Origin of the sequence: Actinoallomurus purpureus, from assembly GCF_024055795.1 — a bacterium.
Classification (GTDB): domain Bacteria; phylum Actinomycetota; class Actinomycetes; order Streptosporangiales; family Streptosporangiaceae; genus Actinoallomurus; species Actinoallomurus purpureus.
The window spans coordinates 1-23,913 of record NZ_JAMXMY010000017.1 but is presented as its reverse complement, the minus strand read 5'-3'; the positions used below and the strand labels follow the sequence as shown (position 1 = coordinate 23,913).

General features: G+C 74.2%; 22 protein-coding genes. 6 read left to right on the top strand and 16 right to left on the bottom strand.

The window, feature by feature from the left end; all coding sequences use genetic code 11:
- Positions 1 to 10: 10 nt before the first annotated feature.
- Positions 11 to 904, bottom strand: coding sequence for a carbohydrate kinase family protein (locus NE236_RS27950; protein ID WP_252845145.1), 894 nt, complete (start codon positions 902 to 904; stop codon positions 11 to 13).
- Positions 905 to 1,045: 141 nt separating this feature from the next.
- Between NE236_RS27950 and NE236_RS27945 the strand changes: the two genes are divergently transcribed.
- The 4 genes from NE236_RS27945 (at position 1,046) to NE236_RS27930 (ending at position 6,765) form a co-directional block, all read left to right on the top strand.
- Complete coding sequence (locus NE236_RS27945; protein WP_252845144.1) at positions 1,046 to 3,751, top strand: bifunctional acetate--CoA ligase family protein/GNAT family N-acetyltransferase; 2,706 nt, start codon at positions 1,046 to 1,048, stop codon at positions 3,749 to 3,751.
- A gap of 370 nt (positions 3,752 to 4,121) precedes the next feature.
- The gene (locus tag NE236_RS27940; RefSeq protein WP_252845143.1) at positions 4,122 to 4,712 is read left to right on the top strand and encodes a DUF5998 family protein; all 591 of its coding nucleotides are present in this window, start codon (positions 4,122 to 4,124) and stop codon (positions 4,710 to 4,712) included.
- A complete protein-coding gene (locus NE236_RS27935; RefSeq protein WP_252845142.1) occupies positions 4,709 to 5,881 on the top strand; it encodes an alkaline phosphatase family protein in 1,173 nt (390 codons plus the stop codon). The genes NE236_RS27940 and NE236_RS27935 overlap by 4 nt, the downstream gene beginning before the upstream one ends.
- A 50-nt stretch (positions 5,882 to 5,931) precedes the next feature.
- Positions 5,932 to 6,765, top strand: a complete 834-nt coding sequence (locus tag NE236_RS27930; RefSeq protein ID WP_252845141.1) for a sulfurtransferase — start codon at positions 5,932 to 5,934, stop codon at positions 6,763 to 6,765.
- A gap of 119 nt (positions 6,766 to 6,884) precedes the next feature.
- Here NE236_RS27930 and NE236_RS27925 read toward each other — a convergent pair whose 3' ends face one another.
- From NE236_RS27925 to NE236_RS27900, 6 genes are all read right to left on the bottom strand, one after another.
- Positions 6,885 to 7,250 carry a DUF2203 domain-containing protein gene (locus NE236_RS27925; RefSeq protein WP_252845140.1) on the bottom strand — a complete coding sequence of 122 codons (366 nt, stop codon included), beginning with the start codon at positions 7,248 to 7,250 and terminating at the stop codon, positions 6,885 to 6,887.
- Positions 7,247 to 7,453, bottom strand: a complete 207-nt coding sequence (locus NE236_RS27920; RefSeq protein ID WP_252845139.1) for a hypothetical protein — start codon at positions 7,451 to 7,453, stop codon at positions 7,247 to 7,249. Before NE236_RS27920 ends, NE236_RS27925 begins: the two co-directional genes overlap by 4 nt.
- 128 nt (positions 7,454 to 7,581) lie before the next feature.
- Complete coding sequence (locus NE236_RS27915; RefSeq protein ID WP_252845138.1) at positions 7,582 to 10,077, bottom strand: CHAT domain-containing protein; 2,496 nt, start codon at positions 10,075 to 10,077, stop codon at positions 7,582 to 7,584.
- Positions 10,070 to 10,486, bottom strand: coding sequence for a hypothetical protein (locus NE236_RS27910; RefSeq protein WP_252845137.1), 417 nt, complete (start codon positions 10,484 to 10,486; stop codon positions 10,070 to 10,072). The genes NE236_RS27915 and NE236_RS27910 overlap by 8 nt, the downstream gene beginning before the upstream one ends.
- Positions 10,483 to 11,013 (bottom strand): RNA polymerase sigma factor, encoded by a 531-nt coding sequence (locus NE236_RS27905; RefSeq protein ID WP_252845136.1) that lies wholly within the window; start codon positions 11,011 to 11,013, stop codon positions 10,483 to 10,485. The genes NE236_RS27910 and NE236_RS27905 overlap by 4 nt, the downstream gene beginning before the upstream one ends.
- A gap of 119 nt (positions 11,014 to 11,132) precedes the next feature.
- Complete coding sequence (locus NE236_RS27900) at positions 11,133 to 12,296, bottom strand: S8 family peptidase (protein ID WP_252845135.1); 1,164 nt, start codon at positions 12,294 to 12,296, stop codon at positions 11,133 to 11,135.
- Positions 12,297 to 12,421: 125 nt separating this feature from the next.
- On the opposite strand from NE236_RS27900, the gene lnt reads away from it, so the two are divergent.
- A complete protein-coding gene (gene lnt, locus NE236_RS27895) occupies positions 12,422 to 13,930 on the top strand; it encodes an apolipoprotein N-acyltransferase (RefSeq protein ID WP_252845134.1) in 1,509 nt (502 codons plus the stop codon).
- Here lnt and NE236_RS27890 read toward each other — a convergent pair.
- A complete protein-coding gene (locus NE236_RS27890; RefSeq protein ID WP_252845133.1) occupies positions 13,890 to 14,249 on the bottom strand; it encodes an FxLYD domain-containing protein in 360 nt (119 codons plus the stop codon). The genes lnt and NE236_RS27890 overlap by 41 nt on opposite strands.
- A 224-nt stretch (positions 14,250 to 14,473) precedes the next feature.
- Here NE236_RS27890 and NE236_RS27885 point away from each other — a divergent pair, with 224 nt between their 5' ends.
- Entirely contained in the window at positions 14,474 to 14,968 is a 495-nt protein-coding gene (locus tag NE236_RS27885) for a DUF3145 domain-containing protein (protein WP_252845132.1), read from the top strand.
- Between the two features lie 226 nt (positions 14,969 to 15,194).
- Here the strand turns inward: NE236_RS27885 and NE236_RS27880 are convergent, their stop codons facing one another.
- The 8 genes from NE236_RS27880 to NE236_RS27845 all read right to left on the bottom strand — a co-directional run bounded on the left by NE236_RS27880 (position 15,195) and on the right by NE236_RS27845 (position 23,740).
- Positions 15,195 to 16,634 (bottom strand): acyl-CoA carboxylase subunit beta, encoded by a 1,440-nt coding sequence (locus NE236_RS27880; RefSeq protein ID WP_252845131.1) that lies wholly within the window; start codon positions 16,632 to 16,634, stop codon positions 15,195 to 15,197.
- Positions 16,631 to 17,884 carry a beta-ketoacyl-ACP synthase II gene (gene fabF, locus NE236_RS27875; protein ID WP_252845130.1) on the bottom strand — a complete coding sequence of 418 codons (1,254 nt, stop codon included), beginning with the start codon at positions 17,882 to 17,884 and terminating at the stop codon, positions 16,631 to 16,633. The genes NE236_RS27880 and fabF overlap by 4 nt, the downstream gene beginning before the upstream one ends.
- A gap of 29 nt (positions 17,885 to 17,913) precedes the next feature.
- Complete coding sequence (locus NE236_RS27870; protein ID WP_252845129.1) at positions 17,914 to 18,168, bottom strand: acyl carrier protein; 255 nt, start codon at positions 18,166 to 18,168, stop codon at positions 17,914 to 17,916.
- 68 nt (positions 18,169 to 18,236) lie between these two features.
- Entirely contained in the window at positions 18,237 to 19,202 is a 966-nt protein-coding gene (locus NE236_RS27865) for a beta-ketoacyl-ACP synthase III (protein ID WP_252845128.1), read from the bottom strand.
- Positions 19,199 to 20,134, bottom strand: coding sequence for an ACP S-malonyltransferase (locus NE236_RS27860; protein ID WP_252845127.1), 936 nt, complete (start codon positions 20,132 to 20,134; stop codon positions 19,199 to 19,201). Before NE236_RS27860 ends, NE236_RS27865 begins: the two co-directional genes overlap by 4 nt.
- 100 nt (positions 20,135 to 20,234) lie before the next feature.
- Positions 20,235 to 21,464: a PucR family transcriptional regulator gene (locus tag NE236_RS27855; protein ID WP_372494448.1), complete on the bottom strand. Its 1,230-nt coding sequence runs from the start codon at positions 21,462 to 21,464 to the stop codon at positions 20,235 to 20,237.
- Positions 21,465 to 21,501: 37 nt separating this feature from the next.
- Entirely contained in the window at positions 21,502 to 22,839 is a 1,338-nt protein-coding gene (locus tag NE236_RS27850) for an acyltransferase family protein (protein ID WP_252845126.1), read from the bottom strand.
- Positions 22,829 to 23,740, bottom strand: a complete 912-nt coding sequence (locus NE236_RS27845) for an alpha/beta hydrolase (RefSeq protein ID WP_252845125.1) — start codon at positions 23,738 to 23,740, stop codon at positions 22,829 to 22,831. The genes NE236_RS27850 and NE236_RS27845 overlap by 11 nt, the downstream gene beginning before the upstream one ends.
- Between the last annotated feature and the right edge of the window lie 173 nt (positions 23,741 to 23,913).

Sequence of the window (23,913 nt, the reverse complement as noted above, 5' to 3'; positions counted from 1 at the left end):
GACGGACGCGTCAGAGGATGGGGCGGGCGCCGAGATGGCTGATCGCGAGGGAGGCGAGGCGGCATCCGTTCGCGAGGGCCTCGGCGGGCGGCTTGCCGTCGAGCCAGCCCGGCAGGAACCCGGCGATGAAGGCGTCACCGGCACCCGTGCCGTCGGCGATCTCCTCGACCGGCTCGGCCGGCACCCGGACGGGGTCGCCGCGGCCGTTGCTGAACCACAGGGCGCCCTCGTCCTCCATCTTGACGACGACCTGGGAGTACCAGGCGGTGAGCACCTTGGCCGCCTGCTCCGGGTTGTCGCGGCCGGTCAGGACCTCGGCCTGGGAGGTGTTGACGAACAGCAGCCCCGCGCCCTGGGTCCACTCCAGGAACGGCTCCGCGCCGGCCCGCTTGAGGTGGGAGTTGGCGCCGCCGTCCACGGTGATGGACATCTGCGCCTGCTGCGCGAGGTTCATCGCGCGCAGGGCCGCCTGCCGGGACCCCTCGTTGAGCAGGGAGTAGCCGGACAGGTGCAGATGGGCGCCGGGACCGAAGAGGTCCTGCGGGATATCCTCGGGGAGCAGCGCGGCGTTGGCCCCCGGGTCGGACAGCATCGTCCGGTCACCCTTGTGGGTCACCATGACCACGCATGTGCCGGTGGGACGCTCCGGGTCCATCACGAGCCGGGCGTCCACGCCGTAGCCCATGAGCTCCATGTCCCGGTTGCGGCCCGCGATGTCGGCACCACGGCGTCCGATGAACGCGGACTCGACGCCCTCGACGGCCAGCCAGGCCGCGACGTTGGCTCCCGAGCCGCCGCCGTGCATCGACACGTTGGCCGGCGTGTCTCCGCCTTTGGCAAGCGGGAACGCGGCTCGCGCGACGGCATCGGTCATCAGATCGCCGACAACGACCACGCGCGTCATGACGTCACCCACCCTGTTCCCTGCGGCTGCCACCCCACGAACGGCGGCCTGCCTGCGTGACCCGGAGAAAACCTAACAGCTCCCGGTACCCGGGTGGGTCCCGAACCGGCGTGAATTCGGGATCTCCCATAGTCTCGACGTGTGCCGTACCCCGACCACTGGGAGGCCGACGTCGTCCTCGCCGACGGCGGGACGGCGCACCTGCGCCCGATCAGGGCCGGTGACGCCGAGCTGCTGCGCGAGTTCTACGCCAGGCTCTCACCCGAATCTATCTACTACCGTTTCTTCTCGCCACGCCCCCGGCTGACGGACCGGGAGATCGAGCACTTCACCACCGTCGACTACGTCGACCGCGTGGCCCTCATCGCCACCATCGGGGACGCGATGGTGGCGGTGGTCCGCTACGACCGCGCCGGCCGCGGGCCCGTCGTGCCCTGGACCGTGTCCGCCGGCCAAGGCGCCGCCGCGCCCGGCGGCGCTGCGGTGCCCGGCGGCCCAGAGATGCCCGATGGCCCAGAGGTGTCCTCTGGCCCAGAGGTGTCCGGCGGTCCTACGGCGTCCGGCGGCCCAGAGGTGTCCGGCGGATCGGCAGCGTCCGGCGGATCGGCAGCGTCCGGCACCGACGCCTCGCGCGCGGCGGGTACGGAGTCCACGGCCGAGTCCGCGGACACCGCCGAGGTGGCCTTTCTCGTCGAGGACGCCCAGCAGGGCCGCAGCCTCGGGACGGTGCTGCTGGAGCACATCGCGGCGGCGGCCCGCGAACGCGGCATCCGGCGGTTCATCGCGGACGTCCTCCCGGAGAACCGCCGGATGACCACGGTGTTCCGGGCGGCCGGCTACGAGGCCCAGCAGCGTTTCGAGGAGGGTGTGATCCGTCTCACCCTCGACCTGCGGCCCACCGAGACGTCGCGCGAGGTCATGGCGGCCCGCGAGCACCGCGCGGAGTCCCGGTCGATCGAGCGGCTGCTGTTCCCCGGATCGGTCGCGGTGATCGGCGCGAGCCGCGAGGCGGGCAGCGTCGGCCAGACCGTCCTGCGCAACCTCCTCGGCGGCGACTTCACCGGACCGGTCTTCCCGGTGCACCCGACGGCGCCGGCGGTGGGGGGCGTCCGCGCCTACCCGACGGTGTCCGCGGTGCCCGACCCTGTCGACCTGGCCGTCGTCGCGGTGCCCGGCGAGCACGTGAACGAGGTCGTGGCGCAGTGTGCGGCCAAGGGCGTGCACGGGCTGGTCGTCGTCTCCTCCGGATTCGGGGAGGCCGGTCCCGAGGGCCGCGCCCGCCAGGAGGAGCTCGTACGGCTCGCGCGCGCGAACGGCATGCGCGTCGTCGGCCCCAACTGCCTGGGCATCGCCAACAGCGACCCCGGCGTGCGGCTCAACGCCACGCTCGCCCCGACCCTGCCGGGTCGCGGGCCGGTCGGGTTCTTCTCCCAGTCCGGCGCCCTGGGCATCACGATCCTGCGCTGGGCCGCCGACCGCGGGCTGGGCCTGTCGACCTTCGTGTCGGCCGGCAACCGCGCCGACGTGTCCGGCAACGACCTCATGCAGTACTGGGAGGAGGACCCCGCCACCGAGGTGATCCTTCTCTACCTCGAGTCGATCGGGAACCCGCGCAAGTTCACCCGCCTGGCGCGGCGGATCAGCCGCGTCAAGCCGATCGTCGCGGTCAAGAGCGGGCGCACGACCCAGGGGGTGCCGCTCGGCCACGCCGCGCGGGCGCTGTCCCTGCCCGATCACGCGGTCAGCGCGCTGTTCGCGCAGGCCGGAGTCGTACGCGTCGACTCGCTCGGCGAGCTGTTCGACGTCGCGCAGATCCTGGCGTACCAGCCCCTGCCGACCGGCCGCCGCGTGGCGATCGTCGGCAACTCCGACTCCATCGGGCTGCTGGTCCAGGACGCGGCGACCGCGGCGGGCCTCGACCCGCTGACGCCCGTGGACCTCGGACCCGCCGCCGGTCCGGCCGACTTCGAGTCCGCGCTCGCCGAGGCCTTGGACGACGACGAGGCCGACGCGGTGGTCACGGTGTTCGCGCCGCCCGTGATGGGCGGCATCGATCCGGAGGTGGCCGCCGCGATCGTCCGGCAGGCGGAGGGCGCGGGCAAACCGGTCATCGCGACGTACCTCGGCGAGCACGGGCTGCTGCACGGCAGCGTCCCCTCCTATCCCGCGCCCGAGGATGCCGTCCGGGCCCTGGCGTACGCCGTCCGGTACGCCGAGCGGCGTCGGCGCGCGCCGGGCCGGGTTCCCGAGCTGCCCGGCATCGACCGGTCCCGTGCCCGCGCGCTGGTCGAGGAACTCCTCGCCACCCGGCCGGCCGGCGCACCGACCTTCGCGCCGGAGGCCGGCCCGACCTCCGACCCTGCGGACCGGCGCGAGTCCGGCCCGGAACAGACCGCCGCACTGCTCGCCTGCTACGGCATCGAACTGGCCGGCGACGCCGAGAAGGCGGAGGGCGGAGGGATCGTCACGCGGATCAGCACGGCGGAGGACCCGTCCTTCGGGGCCATCGTGTCCTTCGGCCTGGCGGACCTGACCGCCGAACTGCTGGACGACCGCGCGTACCGGCTCGCGCCCCTCACGGACGTGGAGGCGGCCGCGTTGGTCCGCGCCATCCGGGCGGCGCCGCTGCTCCTGGGGCACCGGGGGGCCGAACCCGTCGACGTCGCGGCCCTGGAGCGTCTGCTGCTGCGGGCGTCCCGCCTGTCCGACGACCTGCCGGAGGTCGCGCGGCTGGACCTCGAGGTCGTCGCCCGTGCCTCTGGTGCCGTCGTGCGGAACGCGCGGCTGTGGCCGGCCGGACAGCCGGGACCGCGCATCGACCACGTACGGCGGCTCAGGCGGTCCTGACCCGAGAGCCGGGCCGCGACCGGCCGCGTACGGCCTCTCGGCTCAGCCGGCGCGCCGGTCGGCGGTCCTCCCCGACGTCACCGAGCCCTGGGCGGCGCCGCCGGTACTGCGGCCGCCGAGATCGACGGGTCGCGGCGGAGGCGCCGGATCCGGCATCGGCGGGATCGGGCTGGGGTCGGGTTCGGGGACCGGCCGGGGAGAGGGCGGCTGCGGCGGTGGCTCCGGAGCCGGGACCGGCGGCTGTGGCGTGGGCGGTTCCGGCTGTGGCGTGGGCGGTTCGGGCTTTGGCGGAGGGACGGGCGGGCGGGTCATGCCCCCATCTCTACCCGTGGGTGTGCGTGTGACGCCCGGGCAGTGCAGGATGGGAGCCATGAGGGAAACCCGAGCGATGGCTCAGGAGCTGCGCACCGCGATCGAGCGGAGCGGCTACTACCCGGCGCTCGTCGCGGATGCGGTCGAGTCGCTTCTGGGCAACGAGACCATCATCTCCTACGTCGTCCATCACGAGGCGACGTTCGACCCGGCGATGGAGGTCCGGCGGCACGTCACCGTCCTGGTGCTGTCGCCGACGCGCCTGCTCGTCTGCCACACCGACGAGCACCCGCCGACCGAGTCGGTTCCGCATCCGCACGCCTCCACGACGACGGAGGCGGTGCGCCTGGGCCGGGTGCAGTCGGTGGCGGTGACGCGCGTCGTACCCGAGCCCGCGTCGTACGTCCCCGGCGTGCCGCCGACCGAGGTGATGCTCACCATCGGCTGGGGTGTGATCGCCCACGTCGATCTGGAGCCGGCCTCCTGCGGCGACGAGTCCTGTGAGGCCGACCACGGCTACACCGGCACGCTCACGGCCGACGACCTGTCGCTCCGGGTGAGTGAGGCGGCGGACGGCGCCGACGCCGTCGAGCAGGTCCTCCTGTTCGCGCAGGCGCTGTCGGAGGTCACGTCCCAGCAGGGCCGATGAGCCATGCCCTCCCGGCGCACGGCCGGGAATCTCGTGCCGGCCCGGCGCACGGCCGGGAGTCGCTGGCCGTTCCGGCGTACGGCCGGGAGTCGCTGGCCGAGCTGGGGCCGTCCGTCCTCGCCGCGCTCGGGGTGCCGGGTGAGGCGAACGTCCTCGGCCTGCCCTCCCTGCCGCGCGCCTGCCTCCTCCTGATCGACGGCCTCGGCTGGGAGCTGCTGCGCGCGCACGCCGGCGCCGCGCCGTTCCTCTCCTCGCTGGCAGGCCGACCGCTGACCGCCGGGTTCCCCGCGACGACCGCGACCAGCCTCGCCTCGCTCGGCACCGGACGTCCGCCGGGCGGCCACGGCATGTTCGGGTACCAGGTCGCCGTCCCGGGGGAGGGGCGGCTGCTCAACTGCCTTCGCTGGAGCGACGGGATCGACCCGCTGACCTGGCAGCCCGCGACCACGATCTTCGACCGGGCCGTCGCGGCGGGCGTGTCGACGGCGCACGTCTCGGCGCGGGCCTTCGAGAACAGCGGGCTGACCCGCGCGGTCTACCGCGGCGCGCGGTACCTCCCCGCGGACGCCCTCGGCCCGCTCGTCGCCCACGCCGAGCACGCCGTCCGCGAGGGCGAGCGCGCCTTCGTCACCGTGTACCACGGCGACCTCGACGCCACCGGCCACGTCCACGGCTCCCGTTCGGCGGCATGGCGGCATCACCTGACCTTCGTCGACCTGCTGGCTCGGCGGCTGGCCGAGGTCATGCCGCCGGACGCGGCCCTGTACATCACCGCGGACCACGGCATGACCGATCCGGCCGGCCGGATCGACGTGGACGCCGAGCCCGACATGCGGGCGGGCGTGGCGCTGCTGGGCGGCGAGGCGCGGGCCCGGCACGTGTACGCCGAGCCCGGGGCCGCCGGCGACGTGCTCGCCGCCTGGCGCGAGCGTCTCGAGGGGCAGGCGTGGGTGCTGACCCGCGAGGAGGCGATCGCCGACGGCCTGTTCGGACCGGTCGCGGCGTCCCTGGCCCCGCGCATCGGCGACGTCGTCGCCGTCCCGTACGCCGACGTCGCCATCGTGGCGACCCGGGCGGAGCCGATCGAGTCCACGCTCGTCGGCATGCACGGGTCGCTCGTCGCCGCCGAGCAGCTCGTCCCCCTGCTGTCCCCGGGGGAGGCCCGATGAACGCCGAGCGGCCTCTCGCAGACGGGCGGATTAACGGTCAGACTGGCGGCGTGCATCCTCTCATCGACGTCCAGTCACTCGTCCGAGAACTCCGCGGTGACGTCGTCCTGCTCGACGTCCGCTGGCGTCTTGGCGGTCCACCCGGCATCGAGGCGTACCGGCGAGGCCACCTGCCGGGCGCGGTCTTCACCGACCTCGATCGCGACCTCGCGGGGCCGCCCGGCCCGCACGGCCGGCACCCGCTCCCGGAGCGGCGGGCCTTCCAGGACGCGATGCGGCGGGCGGGAGTGCGCGACGACGGTCTCGTCGTGGTCTACGACGACGCGGACTCCACCTCCGCGGCCCGCGCCTGGTGGACCCTCCGCTATTTCGGGCACCAGCGGGTCCGGGTCCTCGACGGCGGCTACCACGCCTGGGTGGAGGCCGGCCGGCCGGTGACGACCGAGTCGCCGAAGGTGACCCCCGGTGACTTCACGGCCCGGCCGGGCGGGCTGCCGGCGCTCGACGCGGACGGCGCCGCGGCCCTCGCCAAGGCGGGCGTGCTGCTCGACGCCCGCGCGCCCGAGCGGTACCGCGGTGAGGTGGAGCCCGTCGATCCGGTCGCCGGGCACATCCCCGGCGCCGTCAGCGCGCCGACGACCGGCAACGTCGGGGTCGACGGGCGGTTCCTGCCCGCCGGCCTGCTCCGCGAGCGGTTCGCCGAGCTGGGCGCCACCGACGCCGCCGACGTCGGCGCCTACTGCGGCTCCGGCGTGACGGCCGCCCACGAGATCCTCGCGCTCACCGTCGCGGGCGTGCCGGCGGCCCTGTACGTCGGCTCCTGGTCCGGCTGGGTCGCCGACGGCACCCGCCCCGTCGAGACCGGCGACCCGGGCCTGACCTAGGGTGTCCGACCCGGGGTTCCGCGCGGCGTTCCCGCGGAATCCCGGCGTCGAGTGGGCCGGGGACCGTCCGCCCGGCGGCCGTGAGGCGCCGGGCGTACCGGGCCGATCGGACGCCCGGCCTACGGCAGGCGGCGGCGTCCGGCGAAGCCGAGGTCGGTGCGGTGGTACCACGTGAGCGCCGACTCGGTCTCCAGCAGGCACAGGCGGATGGACTGCCCGCGCAGGAAGGCGGGGACGTCGACGAGCACCGGCGTGACGCCCTTCACCTCGATGCCCTGGATGGTGAACCACCCGATCGCCTCGTCGATGCGCGCCTCGTACGCCTTCAGCTCCGGCGTGCCGCCCAGCGGCGACGACCGACCCGACCGCAGGTCGAAGGCCAGCTCGGCGAGATCGGCGCGGGCGGCGACGATCGCATCGATGTGCGCGCGCACCTCGGAAAGCAGCGTTCGCGCCTCGCCGAGCGTGAAGATGCGGTCGGTCACGGGTCGTACGCTACCCGCGCGACCGGTCCGCGGTAGGGATCTTCGGCCGCCGGCCGTACGGGGTAACGGTCGAGGAAGGACGTACGGACCTCGAAACGAGTGACGTGGCCGACGCCCCGGTGCGGGACGTTCAGCACGTCCTCGGGGGACAGGCCGACGCGCCGGAGCGCGGCGGCCCCCAGGCGCCGCGCCGAGAGAGCCACTGCAGTCTGAGCGCCGCCCCCGCCCTCGTCAAGTTCGGCATTATCGCCCATCCCGCGCCTCGGCGAACGGCGGAACTCCCAAAGTCAACGCGGCGGGCGGCGGTCCTGCCGCATAGGTGATCGGTAGATCATGCTCGGTCGTGGCCGGCGCCGAAGCAGACGAAGCCGAGGGCCGAAACGGCTCTCGGAGCGGAGGCGAGGGCCTCGGCAGGGGTGGCGCCAGCGGCCAGGTGCTCGTGGAAGCCGGTCATCAGGTCGCGGGCGGCGGCGTCGCCGACCGGGGTGACGGCGGCGACCACTGTGGGGGTGCCGAAGCCGAGGGCGGCCGTGACCATGCCGATGACCGCCTCGCCCTCGTAGATCTCCGCACGGCCCGCGTCGCACGCGGACAGCACCAGCAGGCGCGGTGACCGCTCCAAGTGCTCCAGGTCGTACGCGAACAGCGGCCCATCGGCCAGGCGGAGGCGGGAGAACAGGGCGTTTCCCGAACGGAACACTCCGTGCGCGGCGACATGGGCGACCGAGGCACCGTCGAGGGCGGACCGGGCCGCTTCGGCGGTCGCGGCCGCCCCGGTGAGGATCCGCGCATCCGGATGCCGCGCGCGTACAGCCGCGATCTCGTCCTCTGCGTGCGCGAGATCCGGACCGGCGATCAGTGCCACGTGCCCGCCGGGCGAGGGCGTCCGCATGGCCCGCAGCCAGCCGGCGGCGGATGGCACGACGGTCAACGGGCGGCTCGCCAGCGATGGCAGCGCGGGCCACGGCAGGCCGTGCAGCGCGTCCACGGGGGCGAGCACGACGGGTCTGTCGCCGACGATCAGTGGCGCGAGAAGCCGAGAGCCGAGGCGATCAGCAGTCGTCGCCAGGGAGGAACGGGCCGCCGCGCCGTCGGGGTCGCGAGCCAGCCGTGAGACGGCGAAGCGCAGCAGCCGGATGTCGTCCCGGACCGGGGCGTACGGACCCAGTGGCAGGCGGCGGCAGCGCCCGTTCGCGAGGGTCACCGCCACGAGATCCCCGCCCACGCGGATGAACTCCACGAGCATCCGCTCACCCAGCGTCTCGGCGAGGGCAGGGACGAGCCAACCCCCCCCGGGGACCGCGTCGCGGCTGGCCGACAGCCGGCGGCACCGGGCTCGCACGGCGTCCTCCAGCCGGGCCTGGGCGGCCAGGAGCTCCGGGCGGTCAGGGACCTCTGCGCTGACACGGCGCAGCTCGGCCAGCAGCCCGCCGAGCCGACGGTCGCGGGGCGGCCGTACGGCGGGCGGGCGGTCGGCGATCGCGCGGGCGCGTTCGGCGGCCAGGAGGAGGGCGCGGGGACCGGTCGCCAGCCGCAGCCCGAGCTCGGCCAGCTCCGACGCCCAGCCCGCCGCACGTCCGCGCAGCTCGACGGCGCCGAGGGCGGCGGCGTGATCGTCCACGGCCCGCAGCCCGGCGCGCACAGCGGCGGCCGCGCCGGGCCGGTCGCCGCGCGCGAGCCGCAGCAGCGCGGTGGCGTGCAGCCCCGCGACCCGGGCGCTCACGGTCTCGCCGCCGACCCGGTCGAGGAGGCGTTCGGCGCGTTCCCGGTCGCCGCGCGCGAGGGCGACCAGGCCCGCCAGCGTCCGCGCGTCGGCCGCGGCGGAGACCCAGTCATGGCGCGCGAGCCGTTCGGCGGCCTGCTCGGCGGACGCCAGGAGCGCCGCCGAACGATCGCCGTCCGCCCACCGCGCCCGCAGGCCGACCTGTTCGGCCAGCAGGGCGAAACCGGTGCGGTCCGCGAACTCGGCCTGGGCCCGCCGGGCGGTCGCCACCGCGGCGCGGGGATCGCCGTCGGCCAGCTCGGCGTGCGCCAGGAGGAGCAGCGCGTCCGCGGTGTCGCAGCGGTAGCCCCCGGCCGTCAGCCGGCCGAGCGTGTCCGTCAGCAGGGCGCGGGCCTCTCCGGGCAGCCGGGCGGCGATGAGCGCCTCCGCCCGGTCGAGGCGCAGCTGGCAGAGACGCTCGTCCGCGCCTGCCAGCTCCGGCTCGACGTCGTCGTACAGCGCGAGCGCGCGGGCCAGGTCGCCGCGCCGCATGGCGACGAACGCGAGGTTGTGGCGGACCATCGCCGCCTGGTGCCGCAGGCCCGCCCGTTCGGCGACGGCGAGCGCGGTGCGCAGCTCGGCCTCGCCTCGCCCGAGCCGCCCGGCGTACGCCTTCGCGAGGCCGGTGTTGATGCGCAGGCCGACGAGGATCTCCGGATCGGTGCAGCTCCGGGCGAGGCGGGCGACCTCCCCGATGTGGCCGCTGCGGGCGAGGAGGTACGCCCGGTTGGCGAGCAGCCGATCGGCGTCGGCTCCGGTCAGCACCGGCGCGGCGGCGTCGGCGGCGGTCAGCGCGCCCTCGATGTCCCCGCCGGTGGCCAGCAGGCCGACGAGGTTCATCCGCACCTGGGCGGCGGCGTAGCGCAGCCCCGCGGACTCGGCGACCCGGAGCGCCTCGCGCAGATGCGCGATGCCCTCGGCGAGCCGGCCCAGCTCCTTGCCCGCCAGGCCGAGGGCGCGCAGCGCCAGCACGCGCTGTTCGAGGTCGCCGGTGTCGCGCAGCGCCGAGGCGGTGGTGTACACGCCGCGCGGATCGACGGCCGCCAGCGCCGGGAGGTCAGACATGGATCCAGCTCGTCACCACGGACGTGCCATCGGCCGGCCGGAACAGGAGGCTGACCAGGCCGGCCGGGACCTCGGGCAGGATGAAGGCGCCGGACACGTCGGTGCGGGTCCCGCGCTCGCCGTGGGGGGAGCGCAGGATCACCTCCGCGTCCGCCGGGGGCGTCAGCTGCCCGACGATCTCCCTGCCGCAGATCTCGATCTCGACGTGCACGCCGGGCCCGGCGAACGTCAGCGACCTGGGCTCGCCGCCGCGCACCCCTGCCGGGGTCTCGCCGGCGTCGTACGCGAGCGTGGCCAGCGTCGCGTCGGGGGCCAGCCAGTCGAACGCCGCCAGCCCGAGGCCGACCAGGTGGTCCGGAACCGGCGGGAACGCCCTGCGCAGGCCCTCGATCAGCTCGTCGTCGTTCATGTGACACCGAGCCGGCGACGCAGGTGGGTCAGGCAGCGGGCACGGGTCGGGCCGACGCTGCCCAGCGGGACGCCGAGCGCCGTCGAGATCTCCACGTAGCTGAGCCGGGGGGAGGCGATGGACAGCTCCAGCAGGGCGCGGCAGCGGGGCGGCACGGCGTCGAGGGCGGCCGTCACCGAACCGGCGAGGTCACGTCCGAACACCACGTGGTGGGGACCGGTGACCGACGGCGCGTGGCCGGTGAGGGGTCGTTCGCGGCCTCGCCGCCGCAACGTGGCCAGGCTCTCCCTCCGGGCGGTGACGGCGAGCCAGGCGCCCGCGCGCGCCGGGTCGCGCAGCCGGGGCAGCCGCTCGACCAGCCGCAGCCACGTCGTCTGCACGACGTCATCGACGTCCGCGCCGCTCAGCCCGTACGATCGCGCGATCGCGCACAGCAGCCGCGAGTAGCGATCGACGAGCTCCCGCCAGGCCGCCGGATCGCCCGCGCGCGCCTTCCGCACCAGGTCGCCGGTCTCGTTCCATTCCACGCGCCGGGATATTAGCGGAAAGTAGTCGAGACATTACAATCGGTTGATTGCCGGGGTGGCGCCGCCGGTGTCCAGTAACGCCGCCAGCCGGGGTAGGCGTCGCGCGAACGTCGGCGTCCTCAGCCGATCACTACGCCGAGATCGGGGTGCGTGCGGCGGCCCGCCGGGTCGAGTACCCGGTCGGCGGCGACCGTGGCGGGCAGGTCCTCGGCGGCGGCGAGGCCGGCGATCGTGCCTGCCACGGCGGGTGCCGCGAAGGATGTTCCGCTCCACAGCGCGTAGCCGGTGAAGTCGTCGGGGTCGATCCCGTGGACGCCGGGCCGGGGGCCGTCGAAGCGGACGAAGCAGCTGTGGACGTCGACTCCGGGCGCGCAGGCGTCCACCCACCAGCCGTAGTCGGAGAACGCCGCGCGTTCGTCTCCGTCCAGCGCGGCCACCGCGATCACGTGCTTGAGGGCGGCCGGCCAGAACGGCCGGTCGCTCGCGTGGTTGCCCGCGCACGCGACGACGACCGTACGGCGGGCGAGGGCGGCGATGGCGCGGGCCACGAGGGGAGAGGGGCGGTCGTCGTAGGTGTGGCAGCCGAAGGACAGGTTGACAATGTCGGCCCGGCCCCACGCGGCCAGCCAGGCCAGGGCGTGCAGGACGCCGAGTTCGTCGCCGACACCGTCGCCGCCGATCACGCGCTTCGCGCGGATGCGCGCGGACGGGGCGTGGCGTAGCAGCACCCCCGCGACGAAGGTGCCGTGACCGGCCTGCGCGTCGAGCGCGTAGTCGAGGTCGGCGTCCAGGATCTCGGTGACCTCGTCGCGCTGCTCGGCGTACCAGGCGGCCGACGAATACCAGGGGTGCGGCGACAGGCCGGTGTCGAGGACGGCGACCGTCACCGGGCGGCCGGCCGCGGCGTCGGCCGCGGGCGGCCCGAACGCCGGGGCGGCGCGGGGTGCTCCCGCCGGCCCGCTCCACCACATCGGCTGACCGTGGACGAGGTGGTTCGGCGCGACGGCCAGGCGCCGGTGCGGCGCGCCACCGGCCAGCTGTGCGGACAGCTCGCACACGTCCACCCTCGCGGCGGCGCGGAGCATTACGCGGGCGACCCCCGGTCCGTCGTGCCGCGCGTCGTACCAGCGGCGCACGGCGTCCTCGACCGCCGGCACGTCGTGGTCGGCGACCAGGATCTGGTCGCGGCGCACGAGCGCCGGGCGGCCGGGGAGCGGCTCGACCAGGGTCGCGTCGTGGTGGCGGGCGAGGAGCCGTTCGAGCCGGGCGTCCTGATCGGTCATCGCGCCACCTTCTCCGCGTATCCGTGCGATCACATATCGTCACCGGATGGCCGGTCGTTTCACCCGGCGGCCCGGCCGGGCGACGGGTCCTTGCCGTCCGGTCACCCCGAGGTCACCCTGGAGTGATGAGAACGGCGGCGGAGTTCACCGGTCCGGGCGGTCCCCTGCCGGACGAGGCCGCGCCCGCCTCGAGGGGGATGCGCGGCCGGCTCCGGCTCGCCGCCCTGGCCGCCGGGGTGCTGCCGGTCCTGGCGTTCCCCCGCGCGGGGCTCGACTGGTTCGCCTGGGTGGCGCTCGTGCCCGGCCTGCTGGTCGTACGGGCCGCCGCGACCGGCCGGGAGGCGGCCGTGCGCGGCTGGTGGTTCGGCACCGGGTTCCTCGCCGCCGCGCTCTACTGGCTGCTCCCCGACCTCGGCCCCGCGCTGCCCCTGCTCGTGGTGGCCGCCGGCGCGCTCTGGGCGGCCTGGGGATACGCCGCCTGGGCGCTGCTGCGGCCGGGCCGGCTCGCGGCGGCCCTCGTCGTCGTACCGAGCGTGTGGCTGGTGGGCGAGTGGGTGCGCTCCTGGCACGCCCTCGGCGGCCCGTGGGCGCTGTACGGCGCCACGCAGTGGCGGCACCCGGCGGTGCTGAGCCTGGCGTCGCTCGGTGGCGTGTGGCTGGTGACCTTCGCCCTGCTGGCGGTGAACACCGCCGTCGCCATGATCCTCGTCACCCGCTCGGTGACCGCCGCGGTCCTGGCGGCGCTCATCGGCCTGTCCGGCCCGGTGGTGTACGCGCCGTCCTCCGAGGCCGCCGGCCGGCCGATGCGGATCGCCCTCGTCCAGCCGGGCGTCGTCGACGGCCCGGATCACCGGTTCTCCGAGAACGAGCGGATCACCGCCGCGCTTCCGGCCGTCGACCTGGTGGTCTGGGGCGAGAGCAGCGTCGGCTTCGACCTCGACCGGCGGCCCGACCTTGTCGGCCGGCTGACCGCGCTGGCCCGCGCTCACGGCCCCCTGCTCGTGAACGAGGACGCGCGCGACGCGTCCGGGCGCATCTCCAAGACCGCGGTGCTGATCGGCCCGGACGGTGTCCGGGCCCGGTACGTCAAGAACCTGCTCGTCCCGTTCGGGGAGTACATCCCGCTGCGCCGGGAGCTGGGATGGGTCGCCCGCATCAGCGCGGCGGCCGCGGAGGACCGCGTCCCCGGCACGGGCATCGTGCTGATGCGGGCCGGCGGCGGGCCGGACGCCGTGACCTTCGGGCCGCTGATCTGCTTCGAGTCGGCGTTCCCCGACCAGAGCCGTGCGGTCGTACGGCGCGGTGCCCGGCTGATCGTGTACGAGTCGGCGACCTCGTCCTTCCAGGACAGTTGGGCGCCGCCGCAGCACGCGTCGCTCGGCGCCGTGCGCGCGGCCGAGACCGGGCGTCCGGTCGTGCAGGCCGCGTTGACCGGGGTGTCGGCCGCCTTCGACGCGAAGGGACGCCGGCTGGCCTGGTTCGACACGTGGCGGCGGGGGTCGGTACTGGCCGAGGTCGCGCCCGCCGCGGGCCGTACGCCCTATGACCGGTTCGGCGACTACGTGCCCTGGCTGGCCTTCGGCGTCGTGCTCGTCAGCGGGTGCTGCGCTGCACGGACGCGACGCGGCAGCTGATCCGCCCGCCGTAGGTCTGAACGCCGCTGGCCGTGAACCCGACCTTGGCGCCCGGCGCGACCTCCGTCTCGGCGTGCATCGCGGTGTCGACGGGGTTGCCGCCGCCGTCGATGATGTCGATCTGGACGACGTAACCCGCCGTACGGCCCGTCGTGTTCATGATCACACCGTGGACGAGCCCGGCGTGCAACTTTCGGCTCAGTACGCATGAGGTGAGACGGACGTCCTTTTCGGGCGGTCCGGCGGGGGAGCCGCCGTGCTGCCCGCCGCATCCGGTGATGAGCCCTGCGATCGCGGCCAGGATCAGGGCTCTGCGCATGCGGGACTCTCCTCGACTGTCATCACCGAACGAAGGGTTGGCGGCTGTTGATCACGCCCGATCGAAGAGCCTACCAACGAGTAGGGAACGCGCGAGGCGCATCGACGGCCCGGATTCGGGCTGGTGTGACAGGTGATGATGCGGCACAATAACCAAGCGGTCATCTACCTGGAGCGCCGAGGACGTAGGGGAAGACGAACCTCGCAACGTTCCCAGGAGGTCCGGTGTCCGCACGTGGCGTTTTCTACGTCCACTCAGCGCCGCCTGCGCTGTGCCCGCACATTGAGTGGGCCGCCGCAGGTGTCCTTGGCGTGCCCGTGTCACTGCCGTGGAGTGATCAACCCGCGGCGCCTGGCACCATGCGCGCAGAGCTGTGCTGGGAGGGCCAGCCGGGCGTGGCCGCCGGCATCGTCTCCGCGCTGCGCGAGTGGCGGTTGCTGCGCTTTGAAGCGACCGAGGACGCGAGTCCCGGCTGCGACGGCGTCCGCTACAGCTTCACGCCGTCCCTGGGCGTGTTCACCGCGGTGATCGGCGCCAACGGCGACATCCACGTGCCCGAGGACCGCCTCCGCGCCGCCATGGCCAACGCGCTCGCCGGCAAGGCCGCGTTCGAGCACGAGGTCGACCGCCTCCTAGGCAAGCCCTGGGACGACGAGCTCGAGCCCTTCCGCCGGGCCGGCGACGGCGCGCCGGTCCGCTGGCTGCACGCCGCGGGCTGAGGCGAGAATCTTTTCACCTCACGGGAAGCCCTGGAACGAAAGGGCTCTCCCCCTCGGTCGCTGCACGTGCACCGCCCAGGCGGAACCAACGACATGGAAAGCGTCCTTGACACTTCGGCGATGTAAAGGACGCGCCGCTCCTGATCGAACCGCCGAGGTCACGCCGTGCGCAGATGACGAACGCCCCGCCCAGGTGATCCTGGACGGGGCGCTCGGGTCTTCGGCGCTACAGGGGGATGTTGCCGTGGGCGCCCCGGGCGGGGGTCGCCTCGGCGATGGCCTGCGCGATCGCGCGCCGGGTCTTGGCCGGCTCGATGATCTCGTCGATGACGCCGAGGTCCTGCGCGCGCTGCACGCCACCGGCGATCTTCTCGTGCTCGGCGGCGAGCTGCTCCTCCAGCGCGTGCCGCTCCTCCTCCGGGACGGCGGCCAGCTTGCGGCGGTGCAGGATGCGCACGGCGGCGACCGCGCCCATCACGGCGATCTGGGCCGTCGGCCACGCGAACACGCGCGTGGCGCCCAGCGCCCGGGAGTTCATCGCGATGTACGCGCCGCCGTACGACTTGCGGGTCACGAGCGTCACGCGCGGCACGACCGCCTCGGCGAACGCGTGCAGTAGCTTCGCGCCACGCCGGACGACGCCGTCGTGCTCCTGGCCGACGCCCGGCAGGTAGCCGGGGACGTCCACGATGACGACCAGGGGCACCCCGAACGCGTCGCACATGCGCACGAACCGGGCGGCCTTCTCGGCCGAGGTCGAGTCCAGGCAGCCGCCGAGGCGCATCGGGTTGTTGGCGATGACGCCGACGGTGCGGCCGCCGAGGCGGCCGAGCGTCGTGGTGATGTTCGGCGCCCACTTGGGGTGCAGCTCGATGGCCTCCGCCGGGTCGTCGAGCAGCCTGTTGATGATCGGGTGCACATCGTACGCGCGGCGGGGGTTGTCGGGCAGGATGCCGCCGAGGTCGATCTCCTCGACCTCCTCCGGCCGCATCCGCCCCTGGTGGCCGAGGAGGGTCGCGACCCGCCTCGCCTTCACCAGGGCCTCGGTGTCGTCCTTGGCCACCACGTGCACGACGCCGCTGCGCTTGCTGTGCGGCTCGGGGCCGCCGAGCGCCGCCATGTCGACGTCCTCGCCGGTGACCGAACGAACGACGTCCGGGCCGGTCACGAAGATGCGGCCGCCCTCGGACAGGATCACGATGTCGGTCAGCGCCGGGCCGTACGCGGCCCCGCCGGCGGCGGCACCGAGCACGACCGAGATCTGCGGCACCACGCCGGACGCCTTGGTCATGGCCGCGAAGATGCGCCCGACCCCGTGCAGCGACTCGACGCCCTCGGCGAGGCGCGCCCCGCCGGAGTGCCACAGGCCGATGATCGGCAGCCGCTCCCGTACCGCGTGGTCGTAGGCGTGGACGATGGCCTCGCAGCCGACCGCGCCCATCGCGCCGCCCTGGACGCGCGGGTCGCTGGCGAACGCCACGACCGGCATGCCCTCGACCCGGCCGACGCCCGCCAGGGCGCCGCTGGTGTCCTCCTCGGTGAGGAGCCGCAGCGACCCCTCGTCGAACAGCGCCTCCAGCCGTACCCGCGGGTCGCGCGGGTCGGGCCCGGCGGGTTCGGGGGCTTCGGGCGCGCGGGTGGCCGACCTGCTATCGACAACGGTCACGACTCATGCCTCCTCAGGGCGACGGTCACGTTGTGGCCGCCGAATCCGAACGAGTTGTTCAGGGCGGCGGCGGGACCGCCGGGCAGCTTCCGGGGCTCGTCCCGGACGATGTCCAGGTCGACCTCGTCGTCGAGTTCTTCGATGTTGATGGTCGGCGGGACCAGGCTCTCGCGCAGGGCGAGGATGGTGGCGATCGACTCCACCGCGCCCGTGCCGCCGAGCAGGTGCCCGGTCATCGACTTGGTGCTGGTGATGGCGATCTGACCGGCCGCCTCGCCGAGCGCCAGTTTGATCGCCTTGATCTCACCGGTGTCACCGACCGGGGTCGAGGTGCCGTGCGCGTTGATGTGCACGATGTCCGACGGCTCCAGGCCCGCGTCGGCCAGGGCCCGGCGCATGGCCTTCGCCATGCCGTCCGGGTCGTTGGAGACGATGTCCACCGCGTCGGCGGAGTAGCCTACGCCGGCGGCGACGCCGTAGATGCGGGCGCCGCGCGCCCGCGCGTGCTCCTCCGACTCCAGGATGACGATCCCGGAGCCCTCACCGAGCACGAAGCCGTCCCGCGCCTTGTCGTACGGGCGCGAGGCGTGGTCGGGGTCGTCGTTGCGCGTCGACATGGCGCGCATCGAACCGAACGCGGCGAGGTTCAGACGGTGGATCGCGGCCTCGGTGCCGCCCGCGATGACGATGTCGGCCCGCCCGGCCCGGATCATGTCGATGCCGTAGCCGATGGCCTCCGCGCTGGAGGCGCAGGCGCTCGCCACCGCGTGCGCGCCCGCCCGCGCGCCGAACTCGATGCTGATGATCCCGGCGGCGCCGTTCGGCATCAGCATCGGGACGGCGAACGGGGAGACCCGCTGCCAGCCCTTCTCGTTCAAAATGTCGTAGTTGTCGAGGGTCGTGATGATCCCGCCGATCCCGGACGAGACGACGGCGCCGACCCGGTCGCTGTCGACGGTGAAGCCCGCCTCGTCGCCGAACGCGAAGCCGGCGTCGCGCCAGGCCTCGTGCGCGGCGATGAGGGCGAACTGCTGGCAGCGGTCCAGCCGGCGCAGCCGGTGCCTCGGCAGGACCTCCGAGGGCTCCACCGCGATCGGAGCCGCGATCCTCACCGGAAGGCTCTCCGCCCACTCGGCGGCGAGCCGCTTCACGCCGGACCGGCCCGCCAGCAGAGCGGACCAGGTCGATGCCACGTCGCCGCCGAGAGGCGTAGTAGCGCCGAGTCCGGTCACGACGACGGAGGTACTCATATGGTCACGCTCTCCCTTGCTGCTCGACTTCAGGCAGAGACATCCTTGCTCTGCACGTAGACGATGACGTCCTTGACCGTCTTGAGGTTCTTCAGCTCGTCGTCGGGGATCTCGACGCCGAACTTGTCCTGGGCGGCGACGGCGATCTCGACCATCGACAGCGAGTCGATGTCCAGGTCGTCGACGAACGACTTGTCCGGGGTCACCTCGGACGGCTCGACACCCGCGATCTCTTCGATGATCTCGCCGAGGCCCTTGAGGATCTCCTGCTCGGAAAGCGCCATTAGGTATTTCTCCATTTCCTTGTGTGCGACATCTGTTCTTCGGGGGAGGTTCAACGGGCCGCGGCGGCCTACGGGATCCGGACCACCTGGGCGGCGTAGGTCATGCCGGCGCCGAAGCCGATCAGCAGGGCGGGCGCGCCGGAGGGCACGTCGCCGCGCTCGATCATGCGGGACAGCGCGAGGGGGATCGAGGCGGCCGACGTGTTGCCGGCGTTCACGATGTCGTCGGCGACGATGGCGTTCTCGGCCTTGAGCTTACGGGCGATCGCCTCGACGATGCGCAGGTTGGCCTGGTGCGGGATGAAGGCGGCGAGGTCGGACGGCGCGACGCCGGCGCGTTCGCACGCCTCCTTGGCGATGGGGTGCAGGGCCGTCGTGGCCCACCGGAAGACGGCCTGCCCCTCCTGGTACAGGAAGCCCGTGCGGTCCTTGATGAAGATCCGGTCGGCCTGGTTCCCCGCGCTGCCCCAGACCACGGGGCCGATGGCGGCGTCATCGGAACCGCTCACCACGGCGGCGCCGGCACCGTCGGCGAAGATGATGCAGGTGGAACGGTCGGTCCAGTCGACCCACTGCGAGAGCTTCTCCGAGCCGACGACCAGGACGTTGCGGGCCGAGCCGGCGCGGACCGCGTCGGCGGCGCTGGACAGCGCGTAGCAGAAGCCGGCGCACGCCGCGTTGACGTCGTACGCCCCGGGCGCGACGATGCCGAGCCGGTCGGCCACGCTCGCCGAGGCGTTCGGGATCTGCGCCTCCTGGGTGCAGGTGGCGACGATGACCAGGTCGATGTCCTCCGGGGACAGGCCGCTGGCCGCGAGGGCCTTGCCGCCCGCCTGGACGGCCATGTCGACGACCGACTCCTCCGGCCCCGCGATGCGGCGCTGCTTGATGCCGACGCGGCTCTGGATCCACTCGTCGTTGGTCTCGACGGTCTTGGCGAGGTCGTCATTGGTGACGACGTTCGACGGCTGATAGTGACCGAACGCGAGGATGCGCGCCCCGGGGGCGCCGGTGGGAAGCTGGAAGGACGTCACGCGTTCTCCAATGTGTCGTCGCCGGCGCGCGTCTCCTGCTCGATGAGGGCGCGCGCCTTGTCGAGGTCGCCGGGGGTCTTCAGCGCGACCAGCTGGACGCCGGGCAGCGCGCGCCGGGCGAGGCCGACGAGGGTGCCCGCGGGGGGCAGTTCGATGATCGCCGTGACGCCGAGGTCCGCCATCGTGGCCATGCAGGAGTCCCAGCGCACCGGTGCGCTGACCTGCTCGACGAGGCGGGCGACGAAGTCGGGGCCGTGATCCACGACCGCGCCGTCGCGGTTGGAGAGCAGCCGGGTGACGGGGTCCGCCACCGGCATACCGGGGGTGATCCGCCGCAGCGTGTCGACCGCGGGGGCCATGTGAACGGTGTGGAACGCCCCGGCCACCGACAGCGGCCGCAGCCGCGCGCCTGCGGGCGGCGCGTCCGCGAACGCGGCCAGCTGCTCCTTCGTGCCGGCCGCGACCACCTGGCCGGCGCCGTTGGAGTTGGCCGGGGTGAGGCCGTGCTTCTCGATCGCCGCGAGGACCTCCTCGGCGTCGCCGCCGAGCACGGCGGTCATGCCGGTCTCGGTGACGGCGGCGGCCTCGGCCATCGCCCGGCCGCGTTCCCGTACGAGCACCATGGCGGACTCGGGGGAGATGACACCGGCGATCGCGGCGGCGGCGAGCTCGCCCACGCTGTGCCCGGCCGTCACGTCCGGCGACGCGCCCAGCACCTCGTAGGCCGCGAGGGCGGCGCCGACCAGGAGAGGCTGCGCGACGGCGGTGTCGCGGATCTCATCGGCGTCGGCGGTCGTGCCGTAGCGGACCAGGTCGAGCCCGGTGACGGCGGACCACCACGCGAGACGGTCGGCGACGCCCGGCAGTTCGAGCCAGGCGTTCAGGAATCCCGGGGTCTGGGCGCCCTGCCCGGGCGCGGCGATGACGAGCACGCACTCAACCATGCACTGTAGGACTCCGCCATGTTCATGCGGTGAGGTACGAAGTTCCGGCGGCGAGCCTTGTGAGAGTCCTACAAGTGGTGCCGCCCCGTCACAACGAGGCAGGGCGCGCGGCGAAGCGGCCTAGCACCAGGGCGATGCGCAGAGTGAAGGCGGCCCGGCCGTCGGCGGGGACGTATCCGGTCAGCTCGGTGACCCGGCGCAGGCGGTACCGCACCGTGTTGGGGTGCACGAACAACAGCCGCGCGGTGGCCTCCAGTGACGAGCCCTGCTCCAGATAGGTCGTCAGCGTGTCGAGTAGCGGGGCCCCGGCGGCTTGCAGTGGCTCGTACACCTCCTCGACGAGGAACGCCCGCGCGTCCGGATCGCCGTCGAGGGCGCGCTCGGCGAGCAGGTCACCGGCCAGCACCGGCCGCGGCGCGTCCGGCCAGGCGGCGACGGCCCGCAGGCCCGCCAGCGCCGCCCGCGCCGACATGGTCGCGGAGTACAGGTCCTCGACGCGCGGCCCGATCACCACCGCGCCCGGGCCGAACTTCGAGGTGAAGGGCTTGGCCGCAGTCAGGGGATCGTCCTCGACGCCGCCGACGATGACGATGAGGCGGCTGCCCTGCACCCCGGCGAGCACGTCCACGCGCGCCCGCCGGGACGCGATGCGGATGTCGTCGATGATGGCCTCGGGCTCGTCCTCCGGCGTGTTTCCCGCCAGGACGGCCACCGACGTCGACGCCCAGCCGAGCGCGGCGGCCCACGAGTGCAGCGACTCGTCGACCTCGCCGCGCAGCAGCGCGTCGACGATGAGCGCCTCCAATCGGGCGTCCCACGCGCCACGGGTCTCCGCCGCCCGCGCGTACACCTGGGCCGCGCCGAAGGCGACCTCACGCGTGTAGCGCAGGATGGCCTCGCGCAGCTGCGTCTCGCCGCCGGGCGCGGCGAGCTCGTTCACCTGCGCCTCGACGACGTCGATGACCACCCGGACGATCTCGACCGTCTGCTGAAGGCGCACCGCGCGCATCAGCTCGCGCGGCGCCGTGCCGAACACCTCACCGGCGATCGCCGGCCGGATCTTCTCCTCGTGCTTGAACCACTCGACGAACCCGGCGATGCCCGCCTGGGCGACCAGGCCGACCCAGGAGCGGTACTCGGCCGACATCGCGCGGAACCACGGCAGGCGCTCCTCCATGCTGGCGGTCGCGGCGGTGCCCAGGGCCCCCATCGCGTGTTCGAGCCGCTCAGTGGTCTGTTCGCGGATGTCGAGCTCTTTCTTCACGCCCAACAGCCTCCCACCTGTTCGCCGCGCCGGTGCCACTGGCTCCGTGCCCATGTCACCGCCGTCGCGGGAACCCCCGACCCCGCGCCTGTCACCTGTTCCGTTCGAACCTCCGGAACGCCGCCCGGCATCCGGCCAGCACGAGGGCGAACGCCGGCAGCCACGCCATCCGGGCCGGGATCCAGCTCCAGTGGTCGGGGACGTCGTGCAGTCCGGGCAGCCGACCGAAGGGCCGGGTCGCCACCGTCACCAGCATGAACGCCGTCTGGTGCCAGCAGAACACCGTCATCGCCGACAGGTTCGCCAGCGCGACGGGCGCCCAGGCGAAGGGCCGCCGCATCCAGCGCGCCAGCCGGTCGCGCAGGAGCAGCGCCGCCCCGACCTGCGCGAGGCCGAACGCCACCGCGACCGTCGTCGGCGGGCTCAGGTTGGACACCCGTGCGCCCGGCAGGCCGACCATGGTCGCCGGATATCCGGCGAACGCCACGAGGACGATGGCGGCCGCCGCCCCGCCGACAAGGAGGGCCAGGGCCGTACGCCGGGAGCCGAGCCGGCCCTTCGCCCAGGCGATGCCGAGCAGGTACGGCACCGCCCACGCGGCCGGCACGTTGAGCCAGCCGACCCACGCGGGACCGTCCAGGCCGAACCTGACGAGATCGACGCAGGCCACCAGCGCGGCCGCCACCGCCGCCGCGTACGGTCCGCAGCGGGCGAGCAGCGGCGTCAGCGCGGTGAGCCCGGCGAAGACGCACAGGAACCACAGCGGGCTCAGCATGAGACGGACCAGCGGCATCGGGTCCACGCCGGCCGCCATCAGGACGAGCGTGATCGGCGCCCAGGCGGCCACCAGCACCGCCGCCGGGCGGCACAGCCGCACCATGCGGGCACGGACCCACCCGCCGACGTTCGCGGGGCGGCGCAGGCTCCTTGCCGCCGAGTAGCCGCCGACGAAGAAGAACAGTGCGAGCGTCTGCAGCACCCAGGACACCGGGGCCAGCCACGGCATGAAGGACAGGGGGCTGCGCACGTTCCAGGTCGCCCGGCCGCCGTCCCCCGACCCGGCGGGGACCAGTGCGGTGACCAGCCAGTGCCCGAGGACGACTCCCAGGATCGCGAACGCCCGCAGGGCGTCCACGGCCCGGTCGCGGTGCTCCGGGGTGGCCGCGTCGACGCGCCTCGCGAGGGTGCGGAGCGTTCCGCGCCACTCGTACGGAGGGCGTTCGCGCAGAGGGCGTTCGCGCGCGGGGCGCTCGTGCACAGGGCGCTCATGCGTGGGGCGCTCGTCCGACGCTCCCGGCCGGGACGGCGAGGGCGGGCGGAGCACGGGGTCAGCGGTCACGGGCGGGCGGAGCACAGGGCCGGCGGTCATGGGCGGGCGGGCCACGGGGTCGGCGGTCATGGGCGGGCGGAGCACGGGGTCAGCGGTCACGGGACACCTCCGCTCCGCGCCCGAGGGCGATCAGCGCCAGGTTGCGCAGCGCGATCCCGCCCGGCCGGAGATAGTCGCCGTGGCCGCCGTCCCCGGCCGCGAACACCCGGGCGCCGAAGCCGCGGCCCGTCGGATCCGCGCCGAAGCCGAAGCCGAGCACCCGCACCTTGGGCACGTACGCCGTCCAGTCGCCGGAGGCGCGGCCCGCCCACAGCCTCGCCGGGGTGCGCAGCGCCGCCGCGGACGAGACGGCCATCCCGGGGCTGCCGAACACGGCGATGTCCGTCGCGTTCACGTGGGGAGCGGCCCGCCCGCACACGACCGAGCCGTAGCTGTGGCACAGCAGGCTCACCGCGACACCGTGGGCGGCCAGCGCGTTCACCAGCGGCCGCAGGGCGCGGGCGCCCTGGTCGGCGTGGCCGGTGGTCGCGATGTCGAGGCTCACCGTGGCCGGAGTCGCGTAGCCCAGCCAGGCGATCACCGCGAGCCGGGCGCGCGGGTCGATCCGCCGGGCCTCGGCCAGCACGGCCCGCGCCCCGCCGCCGGGCGAGGCGGACCCACGGGAGTCGAAGCTCCGCAGCGTGGTGTCCGCTCCCGGAACCAGGATCGCCACCCGCCGGGCGGTGGCCAGGTCGCCGACGACCTCGACGGCCCGGCCATGCGGATCGAACCCCAGGAACGTACGGCCGGGCGAGGCCAGCGGGGCCAGCCGGGGGTCGCGGCGCGCGGACGTCTCGATCGCGGACCGGTCGGCGGCGTACCGGGCGATGAGGGCCCGGCCTGTCAGTACAGGGAGCGGCTGTTCGGGCGGTGACACGACGGGGCGCCCGCCGGCCCCACCGGTCGCGATCACGATGCCGCCGATGGCGAGGGTGGCGAGTGTTGCCCGGCGCTTGTTCACGGGGGCGTCCTTCCTGATCAGCAAGTGATCAGGAAGCTACGAACCGACGGTTGTCACCCGCGTCCCCCCACCGACCGCACTTACGCGTACGTCTCCGGTAGGGGTCGGGTGACACCACCCGTAGCCGCGTACACGGAAGCCCGTCGTCCCCGCCGTGGGGGGGGGTGGGGGGG